25 protein-coding genes and 2 tRNA genes are annotated in these 21,843 nt (G+C 48.2%); 10 read left to right on the top strand and 17 right to left on the bottom strand.

What is annotated here, in order from left to right; all coding sequences use genetic code 11:
- The first annotated feature begins 27 nt into the window (after positions 1–27).
- Together gloA and rnt are read left to right on the top strand one after the other, a co-directional pair.
- On the top strand, positions 28–435 hold the full coding sequence (gene gloA, locus ABVN44_RS11520; protein ID WP_001237787.1) for a lactoylglutathione lyase: 408 nt from the start codon (positions 28–30) through the stop codon (positions 433–435).
- Between the two features lie 100 nt (positions 436–535).
- The gene (rnt, locus tag ABVN44_RS11515; protein WP_001282272.1) at positions 536–1,183 is read left to right on the top strand and encodes a ribonuclease T; all 648 of its coding nucleotides are present in this window, start codon (positions 536–538) and stop codon (positions 1,181–1,183) included.
- Positions 1,184–1,260: 77 nt separating this feature from the next.
- Here rnt and grxD read toward each other — a convergent pair whose 3' ends face one another.
- A complete protein-coding gene (grxD, locus tag ABVN44_RS11510) occupies positions 1,261–1,608 on the bottom strand; it encodes a monothiol glutaredoxin 4 (RefSeq protein WP_000108176.1) in 348 nt (115 codons plus the stop codon).
- Between the two features lie 334 nt (positions 1,609–1,942).
- On the opposite strand from grxD, the gene ABVN44_RS11505 reads away from it, so the two are divergent.
- Both ABVN44_RS11505 and sodB read left to right on the top strand, forming a co-directional pair.
- Complete coding sequence (locus ABVN44_RS11505) at positions 1,943–2,764, top strand: C40 family peptidase (RefSeq protein WP_048348851.1); 822 nt, start codon at positions 1,943–1,945, stop codon at positions 2,762–2,764.
- A gap of 126 nt (positions 2,765–2,890) precedes the next feature.
- Positions 2,891–3,472, top strand: coding sequence for a superoxide dismutase [Fe] (gene sodB / locus ABVN44_RS11500; protein ID WP_000007299.1), 582 nt, complete (start codon positions 2,891–2,893; stop codon positions 3,470–3,472).
- 81 nt (positions 3,473–3,553) lie between these two features.
- On the opposite strand, the gene ABVN44_RS11495 is transcribed toward sodB, so the two are convergent.
- Complete coding sequence (locus ABVN44_RS11495; protein WP_000102277.1) at positions 3,554–3,643, bottom strand: YnhF family membrane protein; 90 nt, start codon at positions 3,641–3,643, stop codon at positions 3,554–3,556.
- A 295-nt stretch (positions 3,644–3,938) separates the two neighbouring features.
- On the opposite strand from ABVN44_RS11495, the gene purR reads away from it, so the two are divergent.
- The gene (gene purR, locus ABVN44_RS11490) at positions 3,939–4,964 is read left to right on the top strand and encodes an HTH-type transcriptional repressor PurR (protein ID WP_000190992.1); all 1,026 of its coding nucleotides are present in this window, start codon (positions 3,939–3,941) and stop codon (positions 4,962–4,964) included.
- Here purR and punR read toward each other — a convergent pair.
- Complete coding sequence (gene punR, locus ABVN44_RS11485) at positions 4,961–5,893, bottom strand: DNA-binding transcriptional activator PunR (protein WP_000269513.1); 933 nt, start codon at positions 5,891–5,893, stop codon at positions 4,961–4,963. The two genes, purR and punR, sit on opposite strands and share 4 nt — an antisense overlap.
- A gap of 112 nt (positions 5,894–6,005) precedes the next feature.
- Between punR and punC the strand changes: the two genes are divergently transcribed.
- Together punC and cfa are read left to right on the top strand one after the other, a co-directional pair.
- Positions 6,006–7,211, top strand: a complete 1,206-nt coding sequence (gene punC / locus ABVN44_RS11480; protein WP_393954233.1) for a purine nucleoside transporter PunC — start codon at positions 6,006–6,008, stop codon at positions 7,209–7,211.
- Positions 7,212–7,500: 289 nt separating this feature from the next.
- Positions 7,501–8,649, top strand: coding sequence for a cyclopropane fatty acyl phospholipid synthase (gene cfa, locus ABVN44_RS11475; RefSeq protein ID WP_000098879.1), 1,149 nt, complete (start codon positions 7,501–7,503; stop codon positions 8,647–8,649).
- Between the two features lie 41 nt (positions 8,650–8,690).
- Here the strand turns inward: cfa and ABVN44_RS11470 are convergent, their stop codons facing one another.
- A complete protein-coding gene (locus ABVN44_RS11470) occupies positions 8,691–9,332 on the bottom strand; it encodes a riboflavin synthase (RefSeq protein ID WP_000493971.1) in 642 nt (213 codons plus the stop codon).
- A gap of 216 nt (positions 9,333–9,548) precedes the next feature.
- Between ABVN44_RS11470 and mdtK the strand changes: the two genes are divergently transcribed.
- The 3 genes from mdtK to ABVN44_RS11455 all read left to right on the top strand — a co-directional run bounded on the left by mdtK (position 9,549) and on the right by ABVN44_RS11455 (position 11,237).
- Complete coding sequence (gene mdtK, locus ABVN44_RS11465) at positions 9,549–10,922, top strand: multidrug efflux MATE transporter MdtK (protein WP_024148470.1); 1,374 nt, start codon at positions 9,549–9,551, stop codon at positions 10,920–10,922.
- 151 nt (positions 10,923–11,073) lie between these two features.
- Positions 11,074–11,150: transfer RNA gene (locus ABVN44_RS11460), tRNA-Val, on the top strand.
- Positions 11,151–11,160: 10 nt separating this feature from the next.
- Positions 11,161–11,237: transfer RNA gene (locus tag ABVN44_RS11455), tRNA-Val, on the top strand.
- Positions 11,238–11,395: 158 nt separating this feature from the next.
- Here the strand turns inward: ABVN44_RS11455 and ssaU are convergent.
- The 13 genes from ssaU to ABVN44_RS11390 all read right to left on the bottom strand — a co-directional run bounded on the left by ssaU (position 11,396) and on the right by ABVN44_RS11390 (position 21,841).
- Positions 11,396–12,454, bottom strand: a complete 1,059-nt coding sequence (gene ssaU, locus ABVN44_RS11450) for an SPI-2 type III secretion system apparatus protein SsaU (protein WP_001291715.1) — start codon at positions 12,452–12,454, stop codon at positions 11,396–11,398.
- Positions 12,451–13,230, bottom strand: a complete 780-nt coding sequence (gene ssaT, locus ABVN44_RS11445; protein ID WP_023232000.1) for an SPI-2 type III secretion system apparatus protein SsaT — start codon at positions 13,228–13,230, stop codon at positions 12,451–12,453. Before ssaT ends, ssaU begins: the two co-directional genes overlap by 4 nt.
- Complete coding sequence (gene ssas / locus ABVN44_RS11440) at positions 13,231–13,497, bottom strand: SPI-2 type III secretion system apparatus protein SsaS (RefSeq protein WP_000999982.1); 267 nt, start codon at positions 13,495–13,497, stop codon at positions 13,231–13,233.
- Entirely contained in the window at positions 13,494–14,141 is a 648-nt protein-coding gene (gene ssaR, locus ABVN44_RS11435; RefSeq protein WP_000056367.1) for an SPI-2 type III secretion system export apparatus protein SsaR, read from the bottom strand. The genes ssas and ssaR overlap by 4 nt, the downstream gene beginning before the upstream one ends.
- Before the next feature lie 67 nt (positions 14,142–14,208).
- Positions 14,209–15,177 carry an SPI-2 type III secretion system cytoplasmic ring protein SsaQ gene (gene ssaQ / locus ABVN44_RS11430; protein WP_023231999.1) on the bottom strand — a complete coding sequence of 323 codons (969 nt, stop codon included), beginning with the start codon at positions 15,175–15,177 and terminating at the stop codon, positions 14,209–14,211.
- The gene (gene ssaP / locus ABVN44_RS11425) at positions 15,158–15,532 is read right to left on the bottom strand and encodes an SPI-2 type III secretion system apparatus protein SsaP (protein WP_023231998.1); all 375 of its coding nucleotides are present in this window, start codon (positions 15,530–15,532) and stop codon (positions 15,158–15,160) included. The genes ssaQ and ssaP overlap by 20 nt, the downstream gene beginning before the upstream one ends.
- Complete coding sequence (gene ssaO, locus ABVN44_RS11420; protein WP_129339501.1) at positions 15,513–15,890, bottom strand: SPI-2 type III secretion system apparatus protein SsaO; 378 nt, start codon at positions 15,888–15,890, stop codon at positions 15,513–15,515. The genes ssaP and ssaO overlap by 20 nt, the downstream gene beginning before the upstream one ends.
- 2 nt (positions 15,891–15,892) lie before the next feature.
- Positions 15,893–17,194, bottom strand: a complete 1,302-nt coding sequence (gene ssaN / locus ABVN44_RS11415; RefSeq protein ID WP_048348852.1) for a SctN family type III secretion system ATPase SsaN — start codon at positions 17,192–17,194, stop codon at positions 15,893–15,895.
- Positions 17,184–19,229, bottom strand: coding sequence for an SPI-2 type III secretion system apparatus protein SsaV (gene ssaV, locus ABVN44_RS11410; protein WP_023232143.1), 2,046 nt, complete (start codon positions 19,227–19,229; stop codon positions 17,184–17,186). The genes ssaN and ssaV overlap by 11 nt, the downstream gene beginning before the upstream one ends.
- Positions 19,214–19,582, bottom strand: a complete 369-nt coding sequence (gene ssaM / locus ABVN44_RS11405; protein WP_000383706.1) for an SPI-2 type III secretion system apparatus protein SsaM — start codon at positions 19,580–19,582, stop codon at positions 19,214–19,216. The genes ssaV and ssaM overlap by 16 nt, the downstream gene beginning before the upstream one ends.
- A 57-nt stretch (positions 19,583–19,639) precedes the next feature.
- Positions 19,640–20,656: an SPI-2 type III secretion system apparatus protein SsaL gene (gene ssaL / locus ABVN44_RS11400; protein ID WP_000238886.1), complete on the bottom strand. Its 1,017-nt coding sequence runs from the start codon at positions 20,654–20,656 to the stop codon at positions 19,640–19,642.
- Entirely contained in the window at positions 20,622–21,296 is a 675-nt protein-coding gene (ssaK, locus tag ABVN44_RS11395; protein WP_023232142.1) for an SPI-2 type III secretion system apparatus protein SsaK, read from the bottom strand. The genes ssaL and ssaK overlap by 35 nt, the downstream gene beginning before the upstream one ends.
- Positions 21,293–21,841 (bottom strand): type III secretion system domain-containing protein, encoded by a 549-nt coding sequence (locus ABVN44_RS11390; RefSeq protein ID WP_023199466.1) that lies wholly within the window; start codon positions 21,839–21,841, stop codon positions 21,293–21,295. The genes ssaK and ABVN44_RS11390 overlap by 4 nt, the downstream gene beginning before the upstream one ends.
- Positions 21,842–21,843: the final 2 nt, after the last annotated feature.

Raw genomic sequence — 21,843 nt, 5'->3', positions numbered from 1 at the left:
ATCTTGACTATTTTAAGGACAACGAAAATGCGTTTATTGCATACTATGCTGCGCGTCGGCGATTTGCAGCGTTCCATCGCTTTTTACACTAACGTTCTGGGCATGAAATTGCTGCGTACCAGTGAGAATCCGGAATACAAATACTCGCTGGCCTTTGTGGGATATGGTCCGGAAACGGAAGAAGCGGTCATCGAACTAACTTATAACTGGGGCGTTGAGAGCTACGACATGGGCAATGCGTACGGGCATATCGCGCTGAGCGTTGACAATGCTGCTGAAGCCTGTGAACGCATTCGTCAGAACGGCGGTAACGTGACCCGTGAAGCGGGGCCGGTAAAAGGCGGTTCGACCATCATCGCCTTCGTTGAAGATCCGGATGGCTATAAAATCGAATTGATTGAAGCTAAAGACGCAGGCCGCGGTCTGGGTAACTGATCCCCCGCCGGGCGCAGGTCACTGCGCCCGTTGTTTTACTGCATCCCGGCGTAAAATTTGCCATAATACGCGCTGCATTTTTTCGTATTAAGAGACTCAGATGTCCGATAACGCTCAACTTTCCGGTCTGTGCGACCGTTTTCGTGGTTTTTATCCTGTCGTCATCGACGTTGAAACTGCAGGATTTAACGCTAAAACCGATGCGCTGCTCGAAATCGCCGCCATCACGCTGAAAATGGATGAACAAGGCTGGCTGATGCCGGACACGACGCTGCATTTCCATGTGGAGCCGTTCGCTGGAGCCAACTTACAGCCGGAAGCGCTTGCGTTTAACGGTATCGATCCCTCTAACCCGCTACGCGGCGCGGTGAGTGAATATGAGGCGCTACACGCTATTTTCAAAATGGTGCGTAAAGGTATCAAAGACAGCGGTTGTAGCCGCGCCATTATGGTCGCGCATAACGCCACTTTTGATCACAGTTTTATGATGGCCGCCGCAGAGCGCGCCTCGCTGAAACGTAACCCGTTTCATCCGTTCGTCACCTTTGATACTGCGGCATTGAGCGGACTGGCGCTGGGACAAACGGTGTTATCAAAAGCGTGCCTGGCGGCAGGTATGGAGTTTGACGGTGAAAAGGCCCACTCCGCTTTGTATGATACCGAGCGGACAGCGGTGCTGTTTTGTGAAATTGTCAATCGCTGGAAGCGCCTGGGCGGCTGGCCGTTACCTTTGCCGACGGACAAATAACGAGGCTAACAACGCCGCTCTTGCTCACGATGGCGGTAAAAAAGCGACCTTTACAGGTCGCTTTCTCCTTGCACAGATTACTCTGCGTCCGGCTCCTGAGTTTTATATTTTGCCGCAGTTTCTTTAATAAGCTGCTGCAACTCACCACGCTGATACATTTCAATCACAATATCACACCCGCCGACCAGCTCGCCGTCCACCCACAGTTGTGGGAATGTCGGCCAGTTGGCGTATTTCGGTAATTCAGCGCGAATATCCGGGTTTTGCAGGATATCAACATAGGCAAAACGTTCCCCGCAGGCTGAAAGCGCCTGAACGGCCTGCGCAGAGAAACCACAGCTTGGCAGTTTCGGTGAACCTTTCATATACAGGAGAATCGGGTTTTCAGCGATCTGGCGCTGAATTTTTTCGATAGTGGTGCTCATTGTCTCGCTTCCTTAAACTACTTTTACGACTGAAGCCTGTCATTGTAACGGGTCAGGCTGGCAACGGAAAATAACATTTTCATCATGCCTTATTATTTTACCGTCTGCGGGAATAAGTTGTATACAAAATATCTTTTAAGCGGGTTGCCGCGCAGTGATTTGTAGATAACGCGTTCGTGTTTAGCATTAATTGCTATTTTTTTACATCTGTTAACGAAACATAGCTTCAGAAACCAAAAGCAATTACCAATCTGTGCTTTTGTAGATTAGAATTATCAGGTTTTGTAAATCATACGCAGGCATGAATTGCCTGCCTTTAACAGAGGATTGCTCAGTGGCGCGGATAAACAAAATCTCGATCACGCTCTGTGCTTTACTTTTTACTACTCTCCCCTTTACGCCAATGGCCCATGCTTCCAGGCAAGCCAAAGCGACGCCTGCTGTTTCTCATGTCACGAAAACGGCAGATAAAAAGAAAAGCACAACTAAAAAGATCAGTAAAACCAGCAAAAAAAACGTAAAAAAAACCTCAAAAACCAGCCATTCTTCTTCCGCTTCTACGCCAAAACGTACCACCGCCTCCACAAAATCTCGTCATACGACGCATCGTCGTAACAGAACCGCGCCCACGTCAATCGCCGCCCTCGACGTAACGGAAAAATGCACGACGCGTAAAGGCCGTAAGCCGCACTGCGTGAAGGGGAAAGGAACATTGCCGGTCTCTATTGCCGATGCGCATCGTGCAAAAGTACAAAAAGCGACGAAAACCGCGATGTCCAAGCTCATGAATCAGATTGGTAAACCGTATCACTGGGGAGGCGCATCGCCGCGCACCGGTTTTGATTGCAGCGGTCTGGTTTATTATGCCTATAAAGATTTAGTGAAGATCCGTATCCCCCGAACGGCGAATGAGATGTATCACCTGCGTGACGCGGCGCCCATTGAGCGTAGCGAGTTGAAAAACGGCGATCTGGTGTTCTTCCGTACGCAGGGGCGCGGCACCGCCGATCACGTTGGCGTCTATGTCGGCAACGGTAAGTTTATCCAGTCTCCGCGCAGCGGTCAGGAAATTCAGATCACCTCACTGAACGAAGAATACTGGCAACGTCATTATGTCGGCGCCCGCCGGGTGATGACGCCTAAAACAATTCGCTAATATTTTATCCTGTCGTTTAACGACAGGATAACTTCTTCTTTTGCGCCACCTCTCAATTTGCTACCCTATCCTTACGCGCACCAGGGTTATTGTGCGTGCGCAATATTAATAATAAGGAGAGAAGCAATGTCGTTCGAATTACCTGCATTACCGTATGCCAAAGATGCTCTGGCGCCGCATATTTCTGCTGAGACGCTGGAATATCACTATGGCAAACATCATCAGACTTACGTGACCAATCTTAACAATTTGATCAAAGGCACGGCGTTTGAAGGCAAATCGCTGGAAGAGATCGTGCGCACTTCCGAAGGCGGCATCTTTAATAACGCCGCTCAGGTGTGGAACCACACCTTCTACTGGAACTGCCTGGCGCCAAACGCCGGTGGCGAACCGACCGGGAAACTGGCTGATGCTATCGCGGCATCTTTTGGCAGCTTCGCGGAATTTAAAGCGCAATTCACCGATGCCGCTATCAAAAACTTTGGTTCCGGATGGACATGGCTGGTAAAAAGCGCTGATGGCAAACTGGCTATCGTTTCTACCTCAAATGCCGGTACGCCGCTGACTACGGATGCAACGCCGTTGCTGACGGTTGATGTGTGGGAACACGCGTATTACATCGACTACCGCAACGCCCGTCCAAACTATCTGGAGCATTTCTGGGCGCTGGTTAACTGGGAATTTGTTGCGAAAAATCTCGCCGCATAAGTCTGAGTACGCAGAAGGTACGCCTTCTGCGTTTTAGAGAGGGATAGAATAGAGGAGACGCCCCCCTCAGAAGAGAGGAAATCAGTGCAGAGCGGCCGTTAATCCACCTGCGACAATCACGCCCAGAACAATCAGCGTAGTAATCAACGAAAATTTCAGGTCGGTACTCATCAAGTTTTCTCCTTTTTATTCCCACACAAAAAGTGATATAGCGCATTTTTGCACATTCCCGCCCAAAAATCTCTCATGTTTTATATTGATAACTGTTTTTAACGCTTCCCCTTTTCCTCAAGATCAGACAAAATTCCAGGCTTACTGAATTAGCGTAACGGCCATTGACCCCTTCCTGACGTTCCGTGTCGTTTTTCCGGCGTGCCGCAACCCTGATGTTGCGATTAGGGTGTGTGTAGGCAAACGTTTACCTGGCGTTTCTCAGGAGCTTAGCGAGGGTCTGGAGTGAAATGTAATGGCAACAATTAAAGATGTAGCGAAACGAGCAAACGTTTCCACTACAACTGTATCACACGTAATCAACAAAACGCGTTTTGTCGCTGAAGAAACGCGTAACGCGGTCTGGGCGGCAATTAAGGAGCTGCACTACTCTCCCAGCGCCGTCGCGCGTAGCCTGAAGGTTAACCATACCAAGTCGATAGGCTTACTGGCGACCAGCAGCGAAGCGGCCTATTTTGCCGAAATTATCGAGGCAGTTGAAAAAAACTGTTTCCAGAAAGGCTATACGCTGATTTTAGGCAACGCCTGGAATAACCTGGAAAAACAGCGCGCCTACCTGTCCATGATGGCGCAAAAGCGCGTGGATGGCCTGCTGGTGATGTGTTCTGAGTATCCAGAACCTCTGCTTTCCATGCTGGAAGAGTACCGCCATATTCCGATGGTGGTGATGGACTGGGGTGAGGCGAAGGCCGATTTTACCGACACGGTGATTGATAACGCCTTTGCAGGCGGCTATATGGCGGGTCGTTATCTGGTTGAACGCGGCCACCGGGATATCGGCGTTATTCCCGGCCCGCTGGAGCGCAACACCGGCGCGGGCCGGCTGGCAGGCTTTATGAAAGCCATGGAGGAGGCGCTGATCAACGTGCCGGACAACTGGATTGTTCAGGGCGACTTCGAGCCGGAATCCGGTTACCACGCGATGCAGCAAATCTTATCGCAGTCACATCGCCCTACCGCCGTTTTCTGCGGCGGCGATATTATGGCGATGGGCGCGCTTTGCGCGGCTGACGAAATGGGGCTTCGCGTACCGCAGGACGTTTCGGTGATCGGTTATGACAATGTGCGTAACGCCCGTTTCTTTACCCCGGCGCTGACGACGATTCACCAGCCCAAAGACTCTTTAGGCGAAACCGCATTTAATATGCTACTGGATCGCATCGTCAATAAGCGTGAAGAGTCACAGTCTATTGAAGTTCATCCACGCCTGGTTGAGCGTCGCTCGGTCGCTGACGGCCCGTTCCGCGACTATCGGCGTTAATCCCCGCTGTCGGGAGCCTCTTCTGGCTCCCGCAGCCACTCCCGATTCAACGTTTCGCTATCGCCCAAATAGTCCAGCAGCCATGCCAGCGCGGGCGAGGCCTCGTTTTGCTGCCACGTCACGCAACAGGCCGCATCGGGAAACGGATTCTCTAACGTCAGCGCCACCCATTTTCCGCTGTCTATCCACTGTCGGGCAAAATGCGTCGGCACCATTCCCACGCATAGTCCTGCCGACAGGCAGGTTGCCGATGACTCCCAGTCCGGTACGACGACCCTTTTTTGGTTATCCAGCAGCCAGGTAATCCGTTTCGGTAAGGTTCGCGAAGTGTCCTCCCTGACCAGCGACGGCCAGTTGCGCAGGGTATCATCGCTTAACGGCCCAGGCATCGACGCCAGCGGGTGATCGCTTGCCACTACGCAGCTCCAGCTCAGGGTCCCCATATCCCGAAAAGCGTAACGCCCCCCTACCGGAATCGCCTGCGTCGCCCCAATCGCCAGTTCGACACGCCCGTCGGAGAGCGCGTCCCAGACGCCGTTAAACACCTCCTGAAAAACCAGCAGTTCAACATCGTCAAAATGACGATAGAAATCGACGATCATCTGCCGGGTACGTTCTGGTCTGACGATATTGTCCACCGCAATAGCTAACTGCCCGCGCCAGCCATTAGCAATTTGCTGACACTGCTGGCGAGTGATCTGCATTTTTTTGATAACAGAACGCCCTTCTTTTAAAAACCAGATGCCAGCAGGCGTTAGTTCAACATCACGGTGACGTCGTACAAAAAGCGGTACGGCCAGCCACTCCTCTAACTGACGAACGGTGTAACTGACTGCTGAAGGCACACGGTGCAGTTCTTGCGCCGCCGCGCTAAAACTGCCATTGCGCGCCACGGCGTCAACCACTTCAAGCGAGTATTCCGACCACATAATTTGCCTACAAAAATTTTGAATTCACTGGACAAATATTAACGTTTCACAACCGTAATTTCACTCCCTACACTCTGCGACAATGTCTGTTTGATAAGAAAGAGAAACAAATATGCAACCTGGAAAAGGTTTTTTAGTCTGGTTAGCCGGCCTTAGCGTGCTGGGGTTTCTGGCTACGGACATGTACCTGCCCGCGTTTGCCGCCATACAGGCGGATTTACAAACGCCTGCCGCCGCGGTCAGCGCCAGCCTCAGCCTTTTTTTAGCTGGCTTTGCCGTCGCGCAACTCCTCTGGGGACCGCTATCGGATCGTTATGGCCGTAAACCGATTTTACTGCTGGGGTTATCTATCTTTGCGCTCGGAAGTCTGGGGATGCTGTGGGTAGAAAGCGCGGCAGCACTGCTGACGCTGCGCTTTGTGCAGGCCGTCGGCGTTTGTGCGGCAACGGTAATCTGGCAAGCGCTGGTGACCGATTATTATCCTTCGCCAAAAATTAACCGTATCTTCGCCACTATCATGCCACTGGTGGGATTATCCCCGGCGCTTGCGCCCTTACTGGGAAGCTGGATACTGACGCATTTCTCATGGCAGGCGATTTTCGCCACCCTGTTCGTGATTACGTTGTTGCTGATGTTGCCGGCGCTGCGCTTAAAACCATCGGTAAAAGCGCGTACCGAAGGACAGGATAAACTCACTTTCGCGACGTTGTTACGCTCTAAAACCTATCGCGGTAATGTGCTGATTTATGCCGCCTGTTCCGCCAGCTTTTTTGCGTGGCTAACAGGGTCCCCGTTTATTCTCAGCGCGATGGGTTACAGCCCGGCAGTGATTGGCCTGAGCTATGTTCCGCAAACCATCGCTTTTCTGATTGGCGGATATGGTTGCCGCGCGGCGCTACAAAAATGGCAGGGCTACCAATTGCTTCCGTGGCTGTTAGGGCTGTACGCGCTGAGCGTTATCGCCACCTGGGGAGCGGGCCTTCTGAATAATGCCTCACTGGTGGAGATCCTGATTCCTTTCTGCGTAATGGCGATTGCTAATGGCGCCATCTACCCTATCGTCGTCGCGCAAGCGTTACGCCCTTTCCCTCAAGCCACGGGGCGCGCTGCGGCGCTACAAAATACGCTGCAACTGGGGTTATGTTTCCTGGCAAGCCTGGTGGTTTCATGGCTCATCAGCACGCCGCTGCTGACCACCACCAGCGTAATGCTCTCTACCGTTGTTCTGGCGGCGTTAGGCTACAAAATGCAGTCTCATGCAGAGTGCGCTGAGACCGGGTTTCCACATGCCAATGTCGCCCACGACAAGTCTCACTAAAAGCTTGTTAACCGCTGGTAATTAGCACGCTAACAATTTTCGGTTGAATCATCAAAAATTGCGGCCTATACTGATTCACGGTTGTTTATATTACGATAATTATTAGGCATTAACGGGAACCGGAGCGTTCCCGATTCACCATGGATGGCCTTTTCGGCAAGGGTTCCTCCCTTCCTCTGTTCTACGTCGGATAACTGGCTCACGGAATTGCCCGTGGGATTTCTCACAAAGCCAAAAAAGCGTCTACGCTGTTTTAAGGTTCTGATCACCGTCCAGTGATGGAGAAACTATGAGTTCATCGTGTATAGAAGAAGTCAGCGTACCGGATGATAACTGGTACCGAATCGCCAACGAATTGTTAAGTCGCGCGGATATTACAATTAATGGTTCCGCCCCGTCTGACATTCGTGTTAAGAATCCCGATTTTTTTAAACGCGTCCTTCAGGAAGGATCGTTGGGGTTAGGTGAGAGTTACATGGATGGCTGGTGGGAATGCGAGCGTCTGGATATTTTCTTCAGCAAAGTCTTACGTGCCGGTCTTGAAAATCAACTCCCCCACCATGTTAAAGATACGCTCCGTATCCTCGGCGCGCGTCTGATTAATCTACAAAGTAAAAAACGCGCCTGGATTGTCGGCAAGGAACATTACGATCTTGGTAATGACCTTTTTTCCCGTATGCTCGATCCCTATATGCAATATTCTTGCGCCTACTGGAAAGATGCCGATACGCTGGAAGCGGCACAGCAAGCCAAGCTGAAATTAATTTGCGAAAAGCTACAGCTACAACCGGGGATGCGTGTGCTGGATATCGGCTGCGGCTGGGGCGGCCTGTCGCAATATATGGCGACCCATTATGGCGTTAGCGTGGTGGGCGTAACGATCTCCGCTGAACAACAAAAAATGGCGCAGACGCGTTGCGAAGGTCTGGATGTCTCCATTCTCCTGGAAGATTATCGCGACCTTAACGATCAGTTTGACCGAATCGTCTCCGTCGGCATGTTCGAACATGTCGGGCCAAAAAACTACAACACCTATTTTGAGGTTGTTGACAGGAATTTAAAACCGGATGGTCTTTTCCTGCTCCATACTATTGGTTCTAAAAAAACCGATCATAATGTCGATCCGTGGATCAATAAGTATATTTTCCCCAACGGTTGTTTGCCGTCTGTTCGTCAAATCGCCGAGGCCAGCGAATCACACTTTGTAATGGAAGACTGGCATAACTTTGGCGCCGACTATGACACGACTCTGATGGCGTGGCATGAGCGCTTTATCAATGCCTGGCCAGAGATTGCGGGCAATTATAACGAGCGCTTTAAACGTATGTTCAGCTATTATCTCAACGCCTGCGCGGGTGCGTTTCGCGCGCGTGATATCCAGCTTTGGCAGGTGGTATTTACGCGCGGCGTTGAAAACGGTCTGCGCGTTCCTCGCTAATCATCACCCCCGCATTTCATGCGGGGGAATCTTATTTTCCGTTAGCCAATGTCGGCCTGATTTCTGACCGCATTTTCTCGCGCAGCCAGTACGCGTTCTACGGTATCGACAACCGCCTGCGTTTGCGGATCGATCTCGATATTCACACGCTCACCCAGTTTTTTTCTGCCAAGCGTAGTACGTTCCAGCGTTTCCGGAATGAGATGCACGCAGAAGCGCGTTGGCGTTACCTCGCCGACGGTCAAACTGATACCGTCAACGCCGATAAAGCCTTTGTACAGGATATACTTCATCAGGGACGCATCCTGCACTTTAAACCACACCTGATGGTTATTTTCGGAGGTCAGGATTTTCGCGATCTCCGCCGTCGTAATAATATGCCCCGACATCAGATGTCCACCGATTTCATCGCTGAATTTGGCGGCGCGCTCTACGTTGACCTCATCACCTACCCTCAACGCGCCCAGATTGGTGATGCGCAACGTTTCTTTCATCAGATCAAAGCTTATCTGGTTGCCGTTTATTTCAGTCACCGTCAAACAGCATCCGTTATGCGCTACCGACGCCCCCGTCTCCAGCCCCTCCAGCATGTAGTCCGGTAACGTCACCACATGGGTGCGAAAGTTGGGTTTTTCATCAATCGATACCAGTTTCGCGGTACCCTGTACGATCCCCGTAAACATATCTTCAACTCCTGAAATAAATAAAAGCAGAACTGTTCAGCACAATAGCAGGTGGAAAAACAGCTTGCCAGCAATGCGCCGTTAACAACTGTTTTTTCGCTGGAGAAATAGTAATACCCCGCTACAATAGACTGAAATTTCCCCTGCTATTTCTTTTGGCTGCCACTACGGCGGCTTTTTAGTCTTTCATATAACAACAAAATAAAAGGTGAATACGTGCAGAAGTATACCAGTGAAGCGCGTCAGTTATTAGCGTTAGCGATACCGGTGATCCTTGCGCAAGTGGCACAGACCGCAATGGGATTCGTCGATACCGTCATGGCGGGAGGCTATAGCGCTACGGACATGGCTGCCGTCGCTATCGGCACCTCTATCTGGCTTCCCGCCATTTTGTTTGGTCACGGCTTACTGCTGGCCTTGACGCCTGTGATTGCGCAACTCAATGGCTCCGGCCGTCGTGAGCGTATCGCGCATCAGGTTCGACAAGGGTTCTGGCTGGCGGGCTTTGTCTCCGTGCTGGTGATGATCGTCCTGTGGAATGCCGGATACATTATCCGCTCTATGCATAATATTGATCCGGCGCTGGCCGATAAAGCCGTGGGTTATCTTCGCGCGCTGCTGTGGGGCGCGCCAGGATACCTTTTCTTTCAGGTAGCGCGAAACCAGTGCGAAGGTCTGGCCAAAACCAAACCGGGTATGGTGATGGGATTTTTGGGCCTGCTGGTAAATATTCCGGTGAACTATATTTTTATCTATGGCCATTTTGGTATGCCGGAACTCGGCGGTATCGGCTGCGGCGTTGCGACCGCGGCGGTCTATTGGGTGATGTTTATCGCCATGCTTTCTTACATTAAACACGCGCGTTCAATGCGTGATATTCGTAATGAAACAGGCTTTGGCAAACCCGATAGCGTCGTCATGAAGCGCCTGATTCAACTGGGGTTGCCGATTGCGCTGGCGCTGTTCTTTGAAGTGACGTTGTTTGCGGTCGTTGCGCTGCTGGTTTCACCATTAGGTATTGTGGATGTCGCGGGTCATCAGATTGCGCTTAACTTTAGCTCGCTGATGTTCGTGCTGCCGATGTCGCTGGCTGCGGCGGTAACAATTCGAGTGGGTTATCGTCTGGGCCAGGGCTCAACGCTGGATGCGCAAACCGCAGCGCGTACCGGTTTAGGCGTCGGCATTTGTATGGCTGTGGTTACCGCGATCTTTACCGTTACTCTGCGTAAGCATATTGCTTTGCTCTACAATGACAACCCTGAGGTCGTGGCGCTTGCCGCGCAATTAATGCTGCTCGCTGCGGTTTACCAGATTTCCGACTCTATACAGGTTATCGGCAGCGGTATTCTGCGCGGTTATAAAGATACGCGTTCCATCTTTTTTATCACCTTTACCGCCTACTGGGTGTTAGGTTTACCCAGCGGTTATATCCTGGCGTTAACGGATCTGGTGGTGGAGCGTATGGGACCGGCAGGCTTCTGGATGGGGTTCATCATCGGCCTGACCTCGGCGGCGGTGTTAATGATGCTACGGATGCGCTATCTACAACGTCAGCCGTCCGCCATCATTTTGCAGCGCGCTGCGCGATAATACGACGATAGCCGTCGCATGGCGGCTATTTTCTCGACATGTTGCATATTTCCACCGCAATCAGGTGATTTCAGGAAGAAAATTGCGATTTCCCTCTTGCCTCATTGCAGTTGTGACGCTAATATTCGTCCCCGTTGTCACCTACAACGTTGCGTTCATAGCTCAGTTGGTTAGAGCACCACCTTGACATGGTGGGGGTCGTTGGTTCGAGTCCAATTGAACGCACCATCATTTTAATGCGTCTGTAGCTCAGTTGGTTAGAGCACCACCTTGACATGGTGGGGGTCGATGGTTCGAGTCCATTCAGACGCACCAATCCATTATTTTGTTTAATTTTATAATACGCTATCTGGCGCTTGTGCCAGGCTAAAAGCGATTATTTTCAGTCTCTCACCTTTATCGTCAAGCGCTGCTCTATACGCTATTACCCCTCTTAACCTTCGCAGTGTCTTGAAGAAGCATACCAAAAGCATTTATGGTGTTTCGGTAGAATGCGCATAATCTATCTTCATCACCATACGTAACAAGGCTGCAACGGGTTCAAATAACGTTTCAGGAATTTTATCTCCGCGTTCCACTTCAAAAAATAATGAGCGGGCCAGCTCAACATTTTCAACAACGGGGATGCAGTTGCGTTCAGCGATGTTAACAATATAGTTAGCTTGAGCATCACTGCCTTTTTCCAGGACGCGTGGTATTGGCATATCGGTGGGATGATAGCCAAGACAAACCGCAATATGCGTTGGATTACGCACTACCGCAACAGATTGTTTAACAGATTGAGCTAAACTCCCACTTTGTATTTCACTCTGCATTTCCCGACGCCGTGTCTTCATTTGAGGGTCGCCCTCCAGATCTTTATGCTCCTGTTTTACGTCATCTTTACTCATTTTTAGATCTTTTCTAATCTTATAATATTGAAAAGAATAGTCCAGTATGCCAACGACGATATAAAAAGCCATCACCCCTACCCATAACCATTTTATTAAAGAAGAAACCACAAGCACGCCACAGGCTAACCCACAGTACGGTAGCGCCCGAAAAGTACTGGCATAATAATAAAAGAAAAAGGCAAAGATAAGAGATAACATGATAACTTTCAGGCTGGATTTACATAATTCTACTACGCTATGTAAAGAGAATATCTGCTTAAAATTACTTACCGGATTTATGTGCTCGCTTTTAAAACCAATGGCCTTGCTGGCAATAACCACCCCCACCTGAAGAAACACGCTACCCACAGTAGCAACTATTACCCCAGCGCCCAGAAACAGCAGTGCAGAAGTCAATGACTCTATTAAAGCATGACTCAATTGCGTTAATGCATAAGAAAATGGTTTATTTACTAATTGTAATGTGAAAGTTATTGACTCAATCAGTATCAAAATCATCTTTTCAGTAAAGAAATGAAAATACAAATAAAGCGCAATCAGCTGAAATAATGATGTTATTTCGATACTTTTGACGACCTGCCCTTCCTTACGACCATCACGTAATTTCTTTTCTGTAGGCTGTTCTGTTTTCTCGCTCATACAGATGGGAACCAGTCTTTCAGATAAATATAAAACTTATCACTTTCAACCAAATAGTAATGAAGAGCATAAGGGAATGAGATCAGGAGCGTGAGTAGAACTAATATACTTTTGAGCGGCATTGAGAAGAAAAACACATTCAATTGTTGTGCCGACCGATTTAAAAGACCTAAAGCCAGATCGGCTAATACCATACATATTATGGCAGGAACAGAGAAACTGACACATAATTGATAAAGCGTTCTCCACTCTGCCTGGATATATTTTAAAAATTGCCGGTCAAATAATAAAGTACGCCCTGGTGGTAAATATTGATATGACCCATACAGAATATTTAATATAAACTCCATGCCGCCGCTTATAAAGAAAATAACACACAAAAACTGGCTGAAAAGCAAGCCAAAAAGTGAGGTTTCAGCTTCCATTGTAGAATTGAATATCGTACCCATTGTCGCGCCACGTAAAGTATCAAGCAGAAACCCCGCCATATCAACGGCCCAAAAGGGAACCGCCGCACAAAACCCAATTAAAAAACCAATAATCACCTCTCCGGTAACTAACCCTAACCAACTGTAATCTTTACCAATATGCATCATAATCTTCTGCTGGTAAATGATTGGTAATATCGGAAAGGTAAGTGACATAAGCACGCCATTACGTAAAAGTGCGGCCCCTAAACTGCCACTTTTTAATAAGGGAAGTAATAAAGAAAGGCTCAATGGTCGAATAAAAGCCACAGCCAATGCAATAAGCCACTCATTTACCTGTTGTGCCATTCAACCATGCTCTCCAATTCGTAACATTATCTGCCGGGTATAATTCAACAGGATACCGCTAAGCCATGGGTAGCTGACCATTAAGGTTATTGCAATTGCCAATAATTTAATCATAAACTGTAGCGTTTGGTCCTGTATTTGAGTCAAGGCCTGAACAAGGCTTACGATGACACCAACTACCGATGCCACCAACACTACCGGCATAGACGTAAAAAGGACGATCCATAAAAGTTGCGTTACAAATTGCGTCAATTCAGAATCATTCATGAAAAGCTCTGTACCAATTGCGCCAGTGTCAGATCCCAACCACCTGCCAGTAAAAATATTAGCAGCTTAAACGGTAATGAAATGGTCATCGGCGACACCATCATCATCCCCATAGCCAGCAGTATATTTGAAATAAGCAGGTCAATAGCCAGAAAGGGAAGATAAATAAGTAATCCAATCCGAAATGCCTGCGTTAACTGACTCACCGTAAATGCCGGAATTAATATGAGCAAAGAATCAGGTTTTATCTTTCTTTTTATGTCTTCAGGCCAGGTTCGTTTTATCAAATTCCGAAAATAATTGGCTTCCTTCTCTTCAGAGTTTTTTTGCAAAAACTGTCGATAAGGCGCTAATGCTTTACTGTCCCACTCAGACGTCCAGAAAGGAGCGCCAGCGACCTGAACCGGATGCCAGCGCTCTTTTACAGCTAATAGCGTCGGCCCCATAATGAATAAGGAAAGTACAAGCGCAAGGCCATACAGTGCGATATTTGGGGGAACTTGTTGAATACCCAGAGCATTTCGTAAAATCGAAAATACCACCGCCAGTTTAAGGAAAGAAGTTCCCATGACGATAATGAGAGGCAGTATTGAAAGCAGAAACAATATACCAATCAGTTGCAAAGGCGAATCGGGTAAAGACATACTGTATCTCTCATGACACGACCTGGAACGCTATTATATTGTTCGCATATTATTTTTCTTATCAGGTTTACGCTGTATTTTTGGAAAGATACCAACGTGTAATACGCACCATAAATTCATTGCCACAGGCAATCAACTCACCTTGCCCAATAATACGGTCATTTACTCTTATCGTCACCTCTGGCGCAAAACATCCCCCTACAGGCAAAACGTCCCCCGTTTTAAGTTGTCGTAATTGTCCAATTTCCAGACTCGCACGTCCGACCTCAAAGAGCACCTGTTGTGGTATCTGCTCAAGTTCGACTGAAGACGTTCCGTCACTCTTTGACATTGGGCTCCCTGACGCAAGTAGCGTTTCGATATCCTGGACTAATTCGTCAAATTTCATCGTGTTATCCTCTGTCAGCAACACCCTTGCGTAGATTCCCCCAGGTAGTTGAATAGCAAAAAAACCGAGTCTGATGTCGCCGAAGCAATGAATCCGAACGCCCATGCCGATTTCGATAGACTCAAGTTCAATTAATGTAAGCTGGCACCAGCCTGAATATACAGGGACTACCACAGGAGGGGCAGGATAAATCTGTTGACGCTCAGCAGAAAGCTCTCCGACTATATTGCGCAGAAAACCCGTTGGCCATGTAAAAATAATGCTATGGAACTCATGTTCTTCAACTATCCATTTAATATGCAACGCTAGCTGATGTGGTAGATTACTGCAGGATGTTGGCGGTTCGTTCTGACAGAGGGTTGCATCACTGGCTTGCAATAACGGCGCCAGCCCCCATTCAGCTATTCCATATAGCAATTCAGGATCGATAACCGATCGATTAGCGGTGCCAATTAACCCTTCACACCAGCGCTGCCAGCATTGTTCTGCAATCCACACCCTACCCAGCTCATTATGATAATGTATGGTAAATAATGTCCCTTGCTGTGCTGGATATTGTTGCATACTCAATGTCAGCTCACCAATGGTAGCGCCTTGCGTTGGAAGCATCTCCATCCACGGACGCTCTTCATTCGCTATTCTTAACATAGAATATCTCCAGGGAAATTATATACCCCATATGCAACAACTGAGACTCCAGCCACTGCTTTAGCGCTTTCATCGAACGGTAAATTTCATGATGAGGGACATTGACTCTTAACTGGATTAGCCCCCCTGATTCACATACTTCACACTCTACACCGTCAAGATAACCACCACTAACACGATAACGTTGCGTGAAAACCACGTTCTTGTTCAATGCTACAGGAGGATTATTCTCACCAATGGGCAATACCTGGTGCATGAGTTGTTCAAAGTCCATACGTTCCGCCTCCGCCTCGTTATCATCCTGATAAGACTGGCATGGCAACCCAAGACTTCCCTCAACTTTGGTAATACGCATCGCTTAATACCATAGTAATTTTTTCTTTCTTTTTCATAAGCGCATTAAAATTCTTCTGTAATTCGCTTCGCCGGGAGACAAGCTGCTGATACTGATTCTCTAACTGCTGCCGTTGCGTCAAAAAGCTCTGCGCCTGAGTGAATAACCCGGCCATTTGTTGTTTCTTATCCAACAATAAATGACAAGATAACGTACCTTGCCAGCCCATTAATTCTTTCAGTCTGGTAGACACTGCTAAAGCGCGCGTCTGGCAAATCTGCTGTTCCGTAATAATCGCCTGTTGCTGCTGATCAAGTACGGTAAGTTTGCCGCATAATTGCTTTTCACGCCGCGCGATTATCTCCAGCAAAGTTTCCATGATCACTCGGTGAGTATTTGGTGTAATTTTTCTATGAGTAGCTCGGGTCCGCATACTTCATCCTTACTTTGTCGCAAAAATGTGCAAATATCCGGATAGGTATCAATGGCTTTGTCAGTATCAGTATCAACTCCTCGCTGGTATTCCCCAATGCGTATTAATAGTTCAACCTCCTGGTAAAGCGCCAGGCACCGTCGCAATATCGCCGCCAGTTGACGATGCTCATGGCTGGTAACGACTGGAAAAACGCGGCTGAGCGTTGCCAACACGTCAATGGCAGGATAATGCCCCCTCTCTGCAAGCCGTCGGGATAGCACAATATGTCCGTCAAGCAGTGAACGGACTTCATCCGCCAACGGCTCATTCATATCATCGCCTTCCACCAGTACCGTATAAAATGCGGTAATACTGCCTTTTTCCCCCATTCCTGTACGTTCTAAAAGTCGTGGCAATGCACTAAATACGCCTGGCGGATATTCTCCAGAAACTGCGGTCTCTCCGGCGGCCAGAGCGATTTCCCGCGCGGCCCTGGCATAACGCGTCAGTGAGTCGGCAAGCAAGACGACTCGCTTTCCATTATCGCGAAAAAATTCTGCTATCGTGGTGGCCACAAACAGCGCCCTCACGCGCTCTAAGGCGGGTCTGTCAGAGGTTGCGACAACAATGACACAACGTTTTCGGGTCTCTTCAGACAGTGTAAAATCGATGAATTCGCGGACTTCTCGTCCACGCTCACCAATTAACACCAGAACATTGCTGTCTGCGTCTGGAGCATTACACAGCATCGCCAGAAGCGTGCTTTTCCCCACGCCAGGAGCAGAAAAAATACCCACTCGTTGCCCTTCGCCACAGGTCGCAACGCTATCAATAGCGCGAATCCCCGTCATTAATGGTTGAGTGATAGGCTGTCGAACCATTGCGGGAGGAGGCATTGCATCATAGTCTTTCCAGCAGACGTCGGGCAGTTCGCAGCCATCAAGGGGACGCCCAAAACCATCAATGACTCGCCCTAATAACGCTTCGCCCACGGGAACCTGATGGCGTCGCCTTAAGGCCATCACTTGCTGCCTGCAGTGAAGCCCGATAGTACTCGTAAAAGGAGATAGCAAAGCTTTGCTGCCATTAATCCCCACGACTTCAGCAAGTTCTTCTCCAGGCTTTATACAGCACAACTCGCCCATAAATACCCCAGGCAACCACGCATTTAACAACGTTGCGCTGACATCCTGAATTCGGCCCCATCGACAATAACCATCGGGGGGCGGATATTTCAGCCTCAGACGTTGCATCAATTCATTCTTCATTGTCCGCCAACTCCTCTTCGCTAAGGTCAATACTTTCTACCACTTGTATAAGGCTCTCCTCTCCTAATTCCTGCCATGACAAAATCGGTACGTCGAACAAGGTGGCTTCTGTAATTTTTCGCAAGAAACGTCGGGTGTCGACAGAAGTGACAATGAATAATTTGGCTGACTGCTTCAGCGCCTGCTCGATAAGTTGCAGGATCTGCGTCTTATGACGAGACGACAGCGCAGTATAGGTCCCCATTGCCGTCTGGCGAATGGATTCACGCACGAGGTTCTCAATACCTTCGCCGATCCGCAAAATCGGCAGCGGTTTTCCTTCCGGATTAAGACGACGCAGAATATGACGGCGAAGCGCGATACGGACATATTCTGTCAACATCAGGACATCTTTTTCACGTGGCGCCCAATCAATTAAGGTGCCGAAAATAAGACGTAAATCTCTAATAGAAACCCGCTCTGATACAAGCCGTTGCAAAGTTTCAGCGATTTTATTAATGGGTAACTGGCGCTGAAGCTCTTTCACCAGCTCAGAGTAGTTTTTTTCCATCGCATTCATTAGATAACGCGTTTCCTGAACACCAATAAACTCTCCCATATGCCGAAGCAGGACACATTTTAATAAGACAGAGATACGTTGGCTGCCTGCGAAAACGTCCAGTCCAAAACCTTGCGCCTTATGGGCCATATCTTTTGTAAGCCAACAGATCTGTCCCATCCCGTTCGGTAACGTCTGGCTGTCACCCACCACACTAGCGTCCGCGCCTATCAATAAATAATCCGCCTGGGCGGGAATAGATAAACTAAATACGGGTTCCTGATATAGCAGTACCGTTAATTTTTCGGTGGGTTCAGGCAAAACTTCAATATTCACCTCAGGGAGAGGAACGCCGGTATCCTCAAATAAAAACCATCGCATGGCGTCAATATCACGAATCAGGTCGGCAGAATGTAACGTCGGGGTAAGACGTAAGATTAGAGGACATGCGCCGGGAACCATACTATCTTTTTCCGGCGCTTCGACGCCATTTGCGGAAACCACAGACTTTTTGCGGCGAATGAGGATAATTGGCAATGCTAACAACGCTGAAAAGAAAGCGAGAGTGATAAAAGGAAAGCCAGGAATTAAAGCGAGGAGCATTAAAACAACAGCGGTTAATATGAGCGACTGAGGTTGTCTGGCAATTTGAGAACTCAACTCTGTCGCCAGGTTCTGGCGTTTCTCACCCGGAACACGGGTGACAATAATTCCCGCGCTAAGGGAAATCAGCAGCGATGGAATTTGCCCACATAAACCATCTCCGATTGACAGTACGCTATAAGTGTGAATAGCCTCACTCATCGACATATCATATTGCACGATAGCGATAATGATACCGCCGATAATGTTCACCAGAACAACAATAATACCGGCAATCGTATCGCCTTTAACGAATTTCATCGCACCGTCCATCGCACCGAGAAAGCGGCTTTCCTGCTGGACGTGCTGTCTTAATGTACGGGCATGGTCTGCATCGATAACTCCGGCACGCAAATCGCCATCGATACTCATTTGTTTGCCTGGCATCCCATCAAGCGAGAAACGTGCGCTAACTTCCGCCACCCTCTCGATACCTTTTGTAATGACAATAAACTGCACGATAGTAATGATGGTAAATACGACCAACCCAACGGTGAGATTTCCTCCTACGACAAACTTACCGAAGGCATCCACAATATTACCGGCATTATGTTGTAACAGTACCAGCCGTGATGTGCTGATTGTGAGTGACAAACGATATAATGTAGTAATAAGTAATAAAGACGGGAATACCGATAAATCGAGAGGGTCACTAAGATAAATAGCAATTAAGAGCAGGATCACTGAAAACATAAGGTTGATAGTAATCAGGATATCAACCATCCAGGTCGGTAAAGGTAACAGCATCATCACAATAGCGATTAATAACACCGTCGCCAGAACCATATCCTGCCGACCCGCGCATACACTGAGCCACTGTTGCGCCCTGATTCCCTCACCTAACCATGAACGCATTGCGACTCCAGAAATTTTATTTGTCGATGATGTAATCGTAACCAGAGCTCGGCGGAGCTGGAAAGAGGAGGAGAACAGCTCATTGCAAGCCCATCGCGCAACAAAAATAATCGCTGAGGAATACCCTGGAACGCTGCAGGTTTCCAGTGAGTTAAGGCTTTAAAAAGCAGATCTTCGTCTAAGAAGGTTTGCTTGAGTATCTGACATAAGTGAATACGACCGTTATGATAGTTTAGATAGGTTTCATATTGTCCTTGCCGCCAGAACATATTGGTTGCTAAAGGCCGTTGAGCTAATCCTGCTAATTGAATAAAAAGCTGAATATTACGTTCAGTAATGAGATCCCAATCCATCCTGCCGCCTCATGATGAGCCAGAACGCCAATTTACCTAAATATTGAAAGCCAGGTATCAGAATAAAACCTGATTTACCTTTACTTCACGAAGCGTTTCGAGAATTTGTTCACGTTGATCTTCGTCGTTAAAACAGTTATCGGGTATCAGCATAAACTGCGCATCAAGTTGTTGGAGTAACCGATTGAACATCTTCGATGAAGAAACTATAGCGGTAAGTCTATCAAGCAACCAATCACTGAAAAGCCAACGCTCACAAATGATATCGAGTAGTAGCGGCAGTAATGTATTAGGCGGCAACTGGCAAATCCACTCCTCACGCTGGCACTCTTTTTCAAGGCCAAGGAATAACAACAAACGACGCAAACGTACTAATGCTGCGGCCAAACGACTTTGCTCCGAGGGTTCGATGCATATGCTAAGTTCAAAGGCTATTGCTCTTAGCAAAATACGGACCCGTTCACAGCGATCCGGCCAGTCTGCCACTCGTCTGAACCACTGCGATAAGGGCATTTCATCGTTGTCTATCGCCTGTTGCATAAAACGCTTCAGCGAGGACAGCGTAGCGGTATCCACTTCGCCAAGTTCCAGTAAACTAAAAACGGCAAGTTCCCATCCCTCCTCCGCTGTAAGCGTATCCAGTTGCGATTGCAAATCGCGTTTTTTCTTTTTTGACAACCCGCCGGCAGTAAGCGCCATTGCAAGAGCGATAATTTGATACGCATTCTGTAAATCAGGATCACTATTCTCTTCAGTAAGCGGACGCAACGTTGCCCCATTATCCTCCTGTATTTGTTTTATCAAACGCAGCAAAGCCTGCTGTCTGCGCTCCAGTTTCTCAGCATCCGTGAATTTATAACTTTCGCGCAGTTTACCACTCAACGCCATTCCTATTTCTTCCATCGTCTCATAGAGCGCTGCCCCCGTCGTTTCCTGTAACTCCTGGAGAGCTAACATTGAAGGCGAAATAACCTCTTGTTCCTCTATAACCTGACCAGGGGTAAATGCTGTAGGGGGCGTCATTTTTATCTCATTAATTTTAATATTCATCGCTACCTCTTTTATCTTCACCATTACGTAACCATTTCAGTAACGCGTTGAAATGACGAGAAAGTGAAAATTCAACGGCATATCGTGTTGAGGAAAGTTCAGCCTGATCGGGAGAGAAACCAGGCTCGATAATCAACGTAAACCGCTTGCCAAAAGTTTCACGCATCAATGCCTCTTTTTCAGGATGAATACGCAAATAAAGCGCTCCCTCTTCCGCCATAGCCGTGGCCTGGCGTGCCAGACGATGGCACATAACACTGTCTACCGACTGTTGGTCGAACCAGGCCAACAGAACCTGTTCTATACTATTTTTAATATGATGCGCGGCGTGATCGACCAATGAACGAAATTGATTTTCATCGTCTTGTAAATGTTTTACATGCTGTTCCAGCCATTCCACTTCCATTTTTTCCAGCGTATTTTTACGCAACCACGCTAGTTCTTGTTGCTGCTCAACTTTCTGTTCACGCTGATAACGATAGGCGTCTCGGATGATTTTTTCAGCCTTACGGTAAGCGGAGCTCACAATAGCATGTGAAACTCTCTTAGCTTGTTGCTCTTGTGCAAATAAAGTTAATTGTAATGTTATCCACGGTGACTCAATAATATTTCGAGCGGGTAGCTTATGGTTAATTTCCGTCAGCGGAAGTGAAGTAAAACTCATAGCAAATGCTCCATGAAGATAATCTCGGTAAGAGAAGTCTTCGGCCAAAGTATACGCTGCGGAGGGGGTAATAATACTAATAGCGCATGTAAAACCGCATCATCATGCGCTTCCCGATTAAGAATGGCGGTACCGATCTGCAATGCAGTTTGTTGCATCACTTGCGGAGGAAGTAATTTGCCATCTTTTTGCCCCAACCAACCATATAGCTGCCAGATCTCATCCTCGCTAAACCACTGTAGAAGCAATTGCCGATACTCTGGTAGCATAAAATAGTCACTACACCTGAGTTTGAATAATCCCAGCCCAAAGGCAAATGCCGATATACGCGGCGCAAGACGAACCTGCCTTTTTTGCCTGTCATTTAAACAGGCTGGAATAACAGAGCTTCCTCTTAGTCTATTTAACGCTCTGTCAAGAAGACGATCCAACTCGGGCCGATCGCCATAACGCCAGCAGTTTGAAAGATGAAAGCCCAGCTTATCCAGCCATTCCGGTACAGCGTAACGAGCAGGTTGCCAGAAATAACGATAAAGTTGCAACACCT

Origin of the sequence: Salmonella sp. SJTUF15570, assembly GCF_043357055.1 — a bacterium.
GTDB classification, from domain to species: domain Bacteria; phylum Pseudomonadota; class Gammaproteobacteria; order Enterobacterales; family Enterobacteriaceae; genus Salmonella; species Salmonella enterica.
The sequence above is the reverse complement of the archived record's forward strand: the minus strand, read 5'-3'. Positions and strand labels throughout refer to the sequence as shown.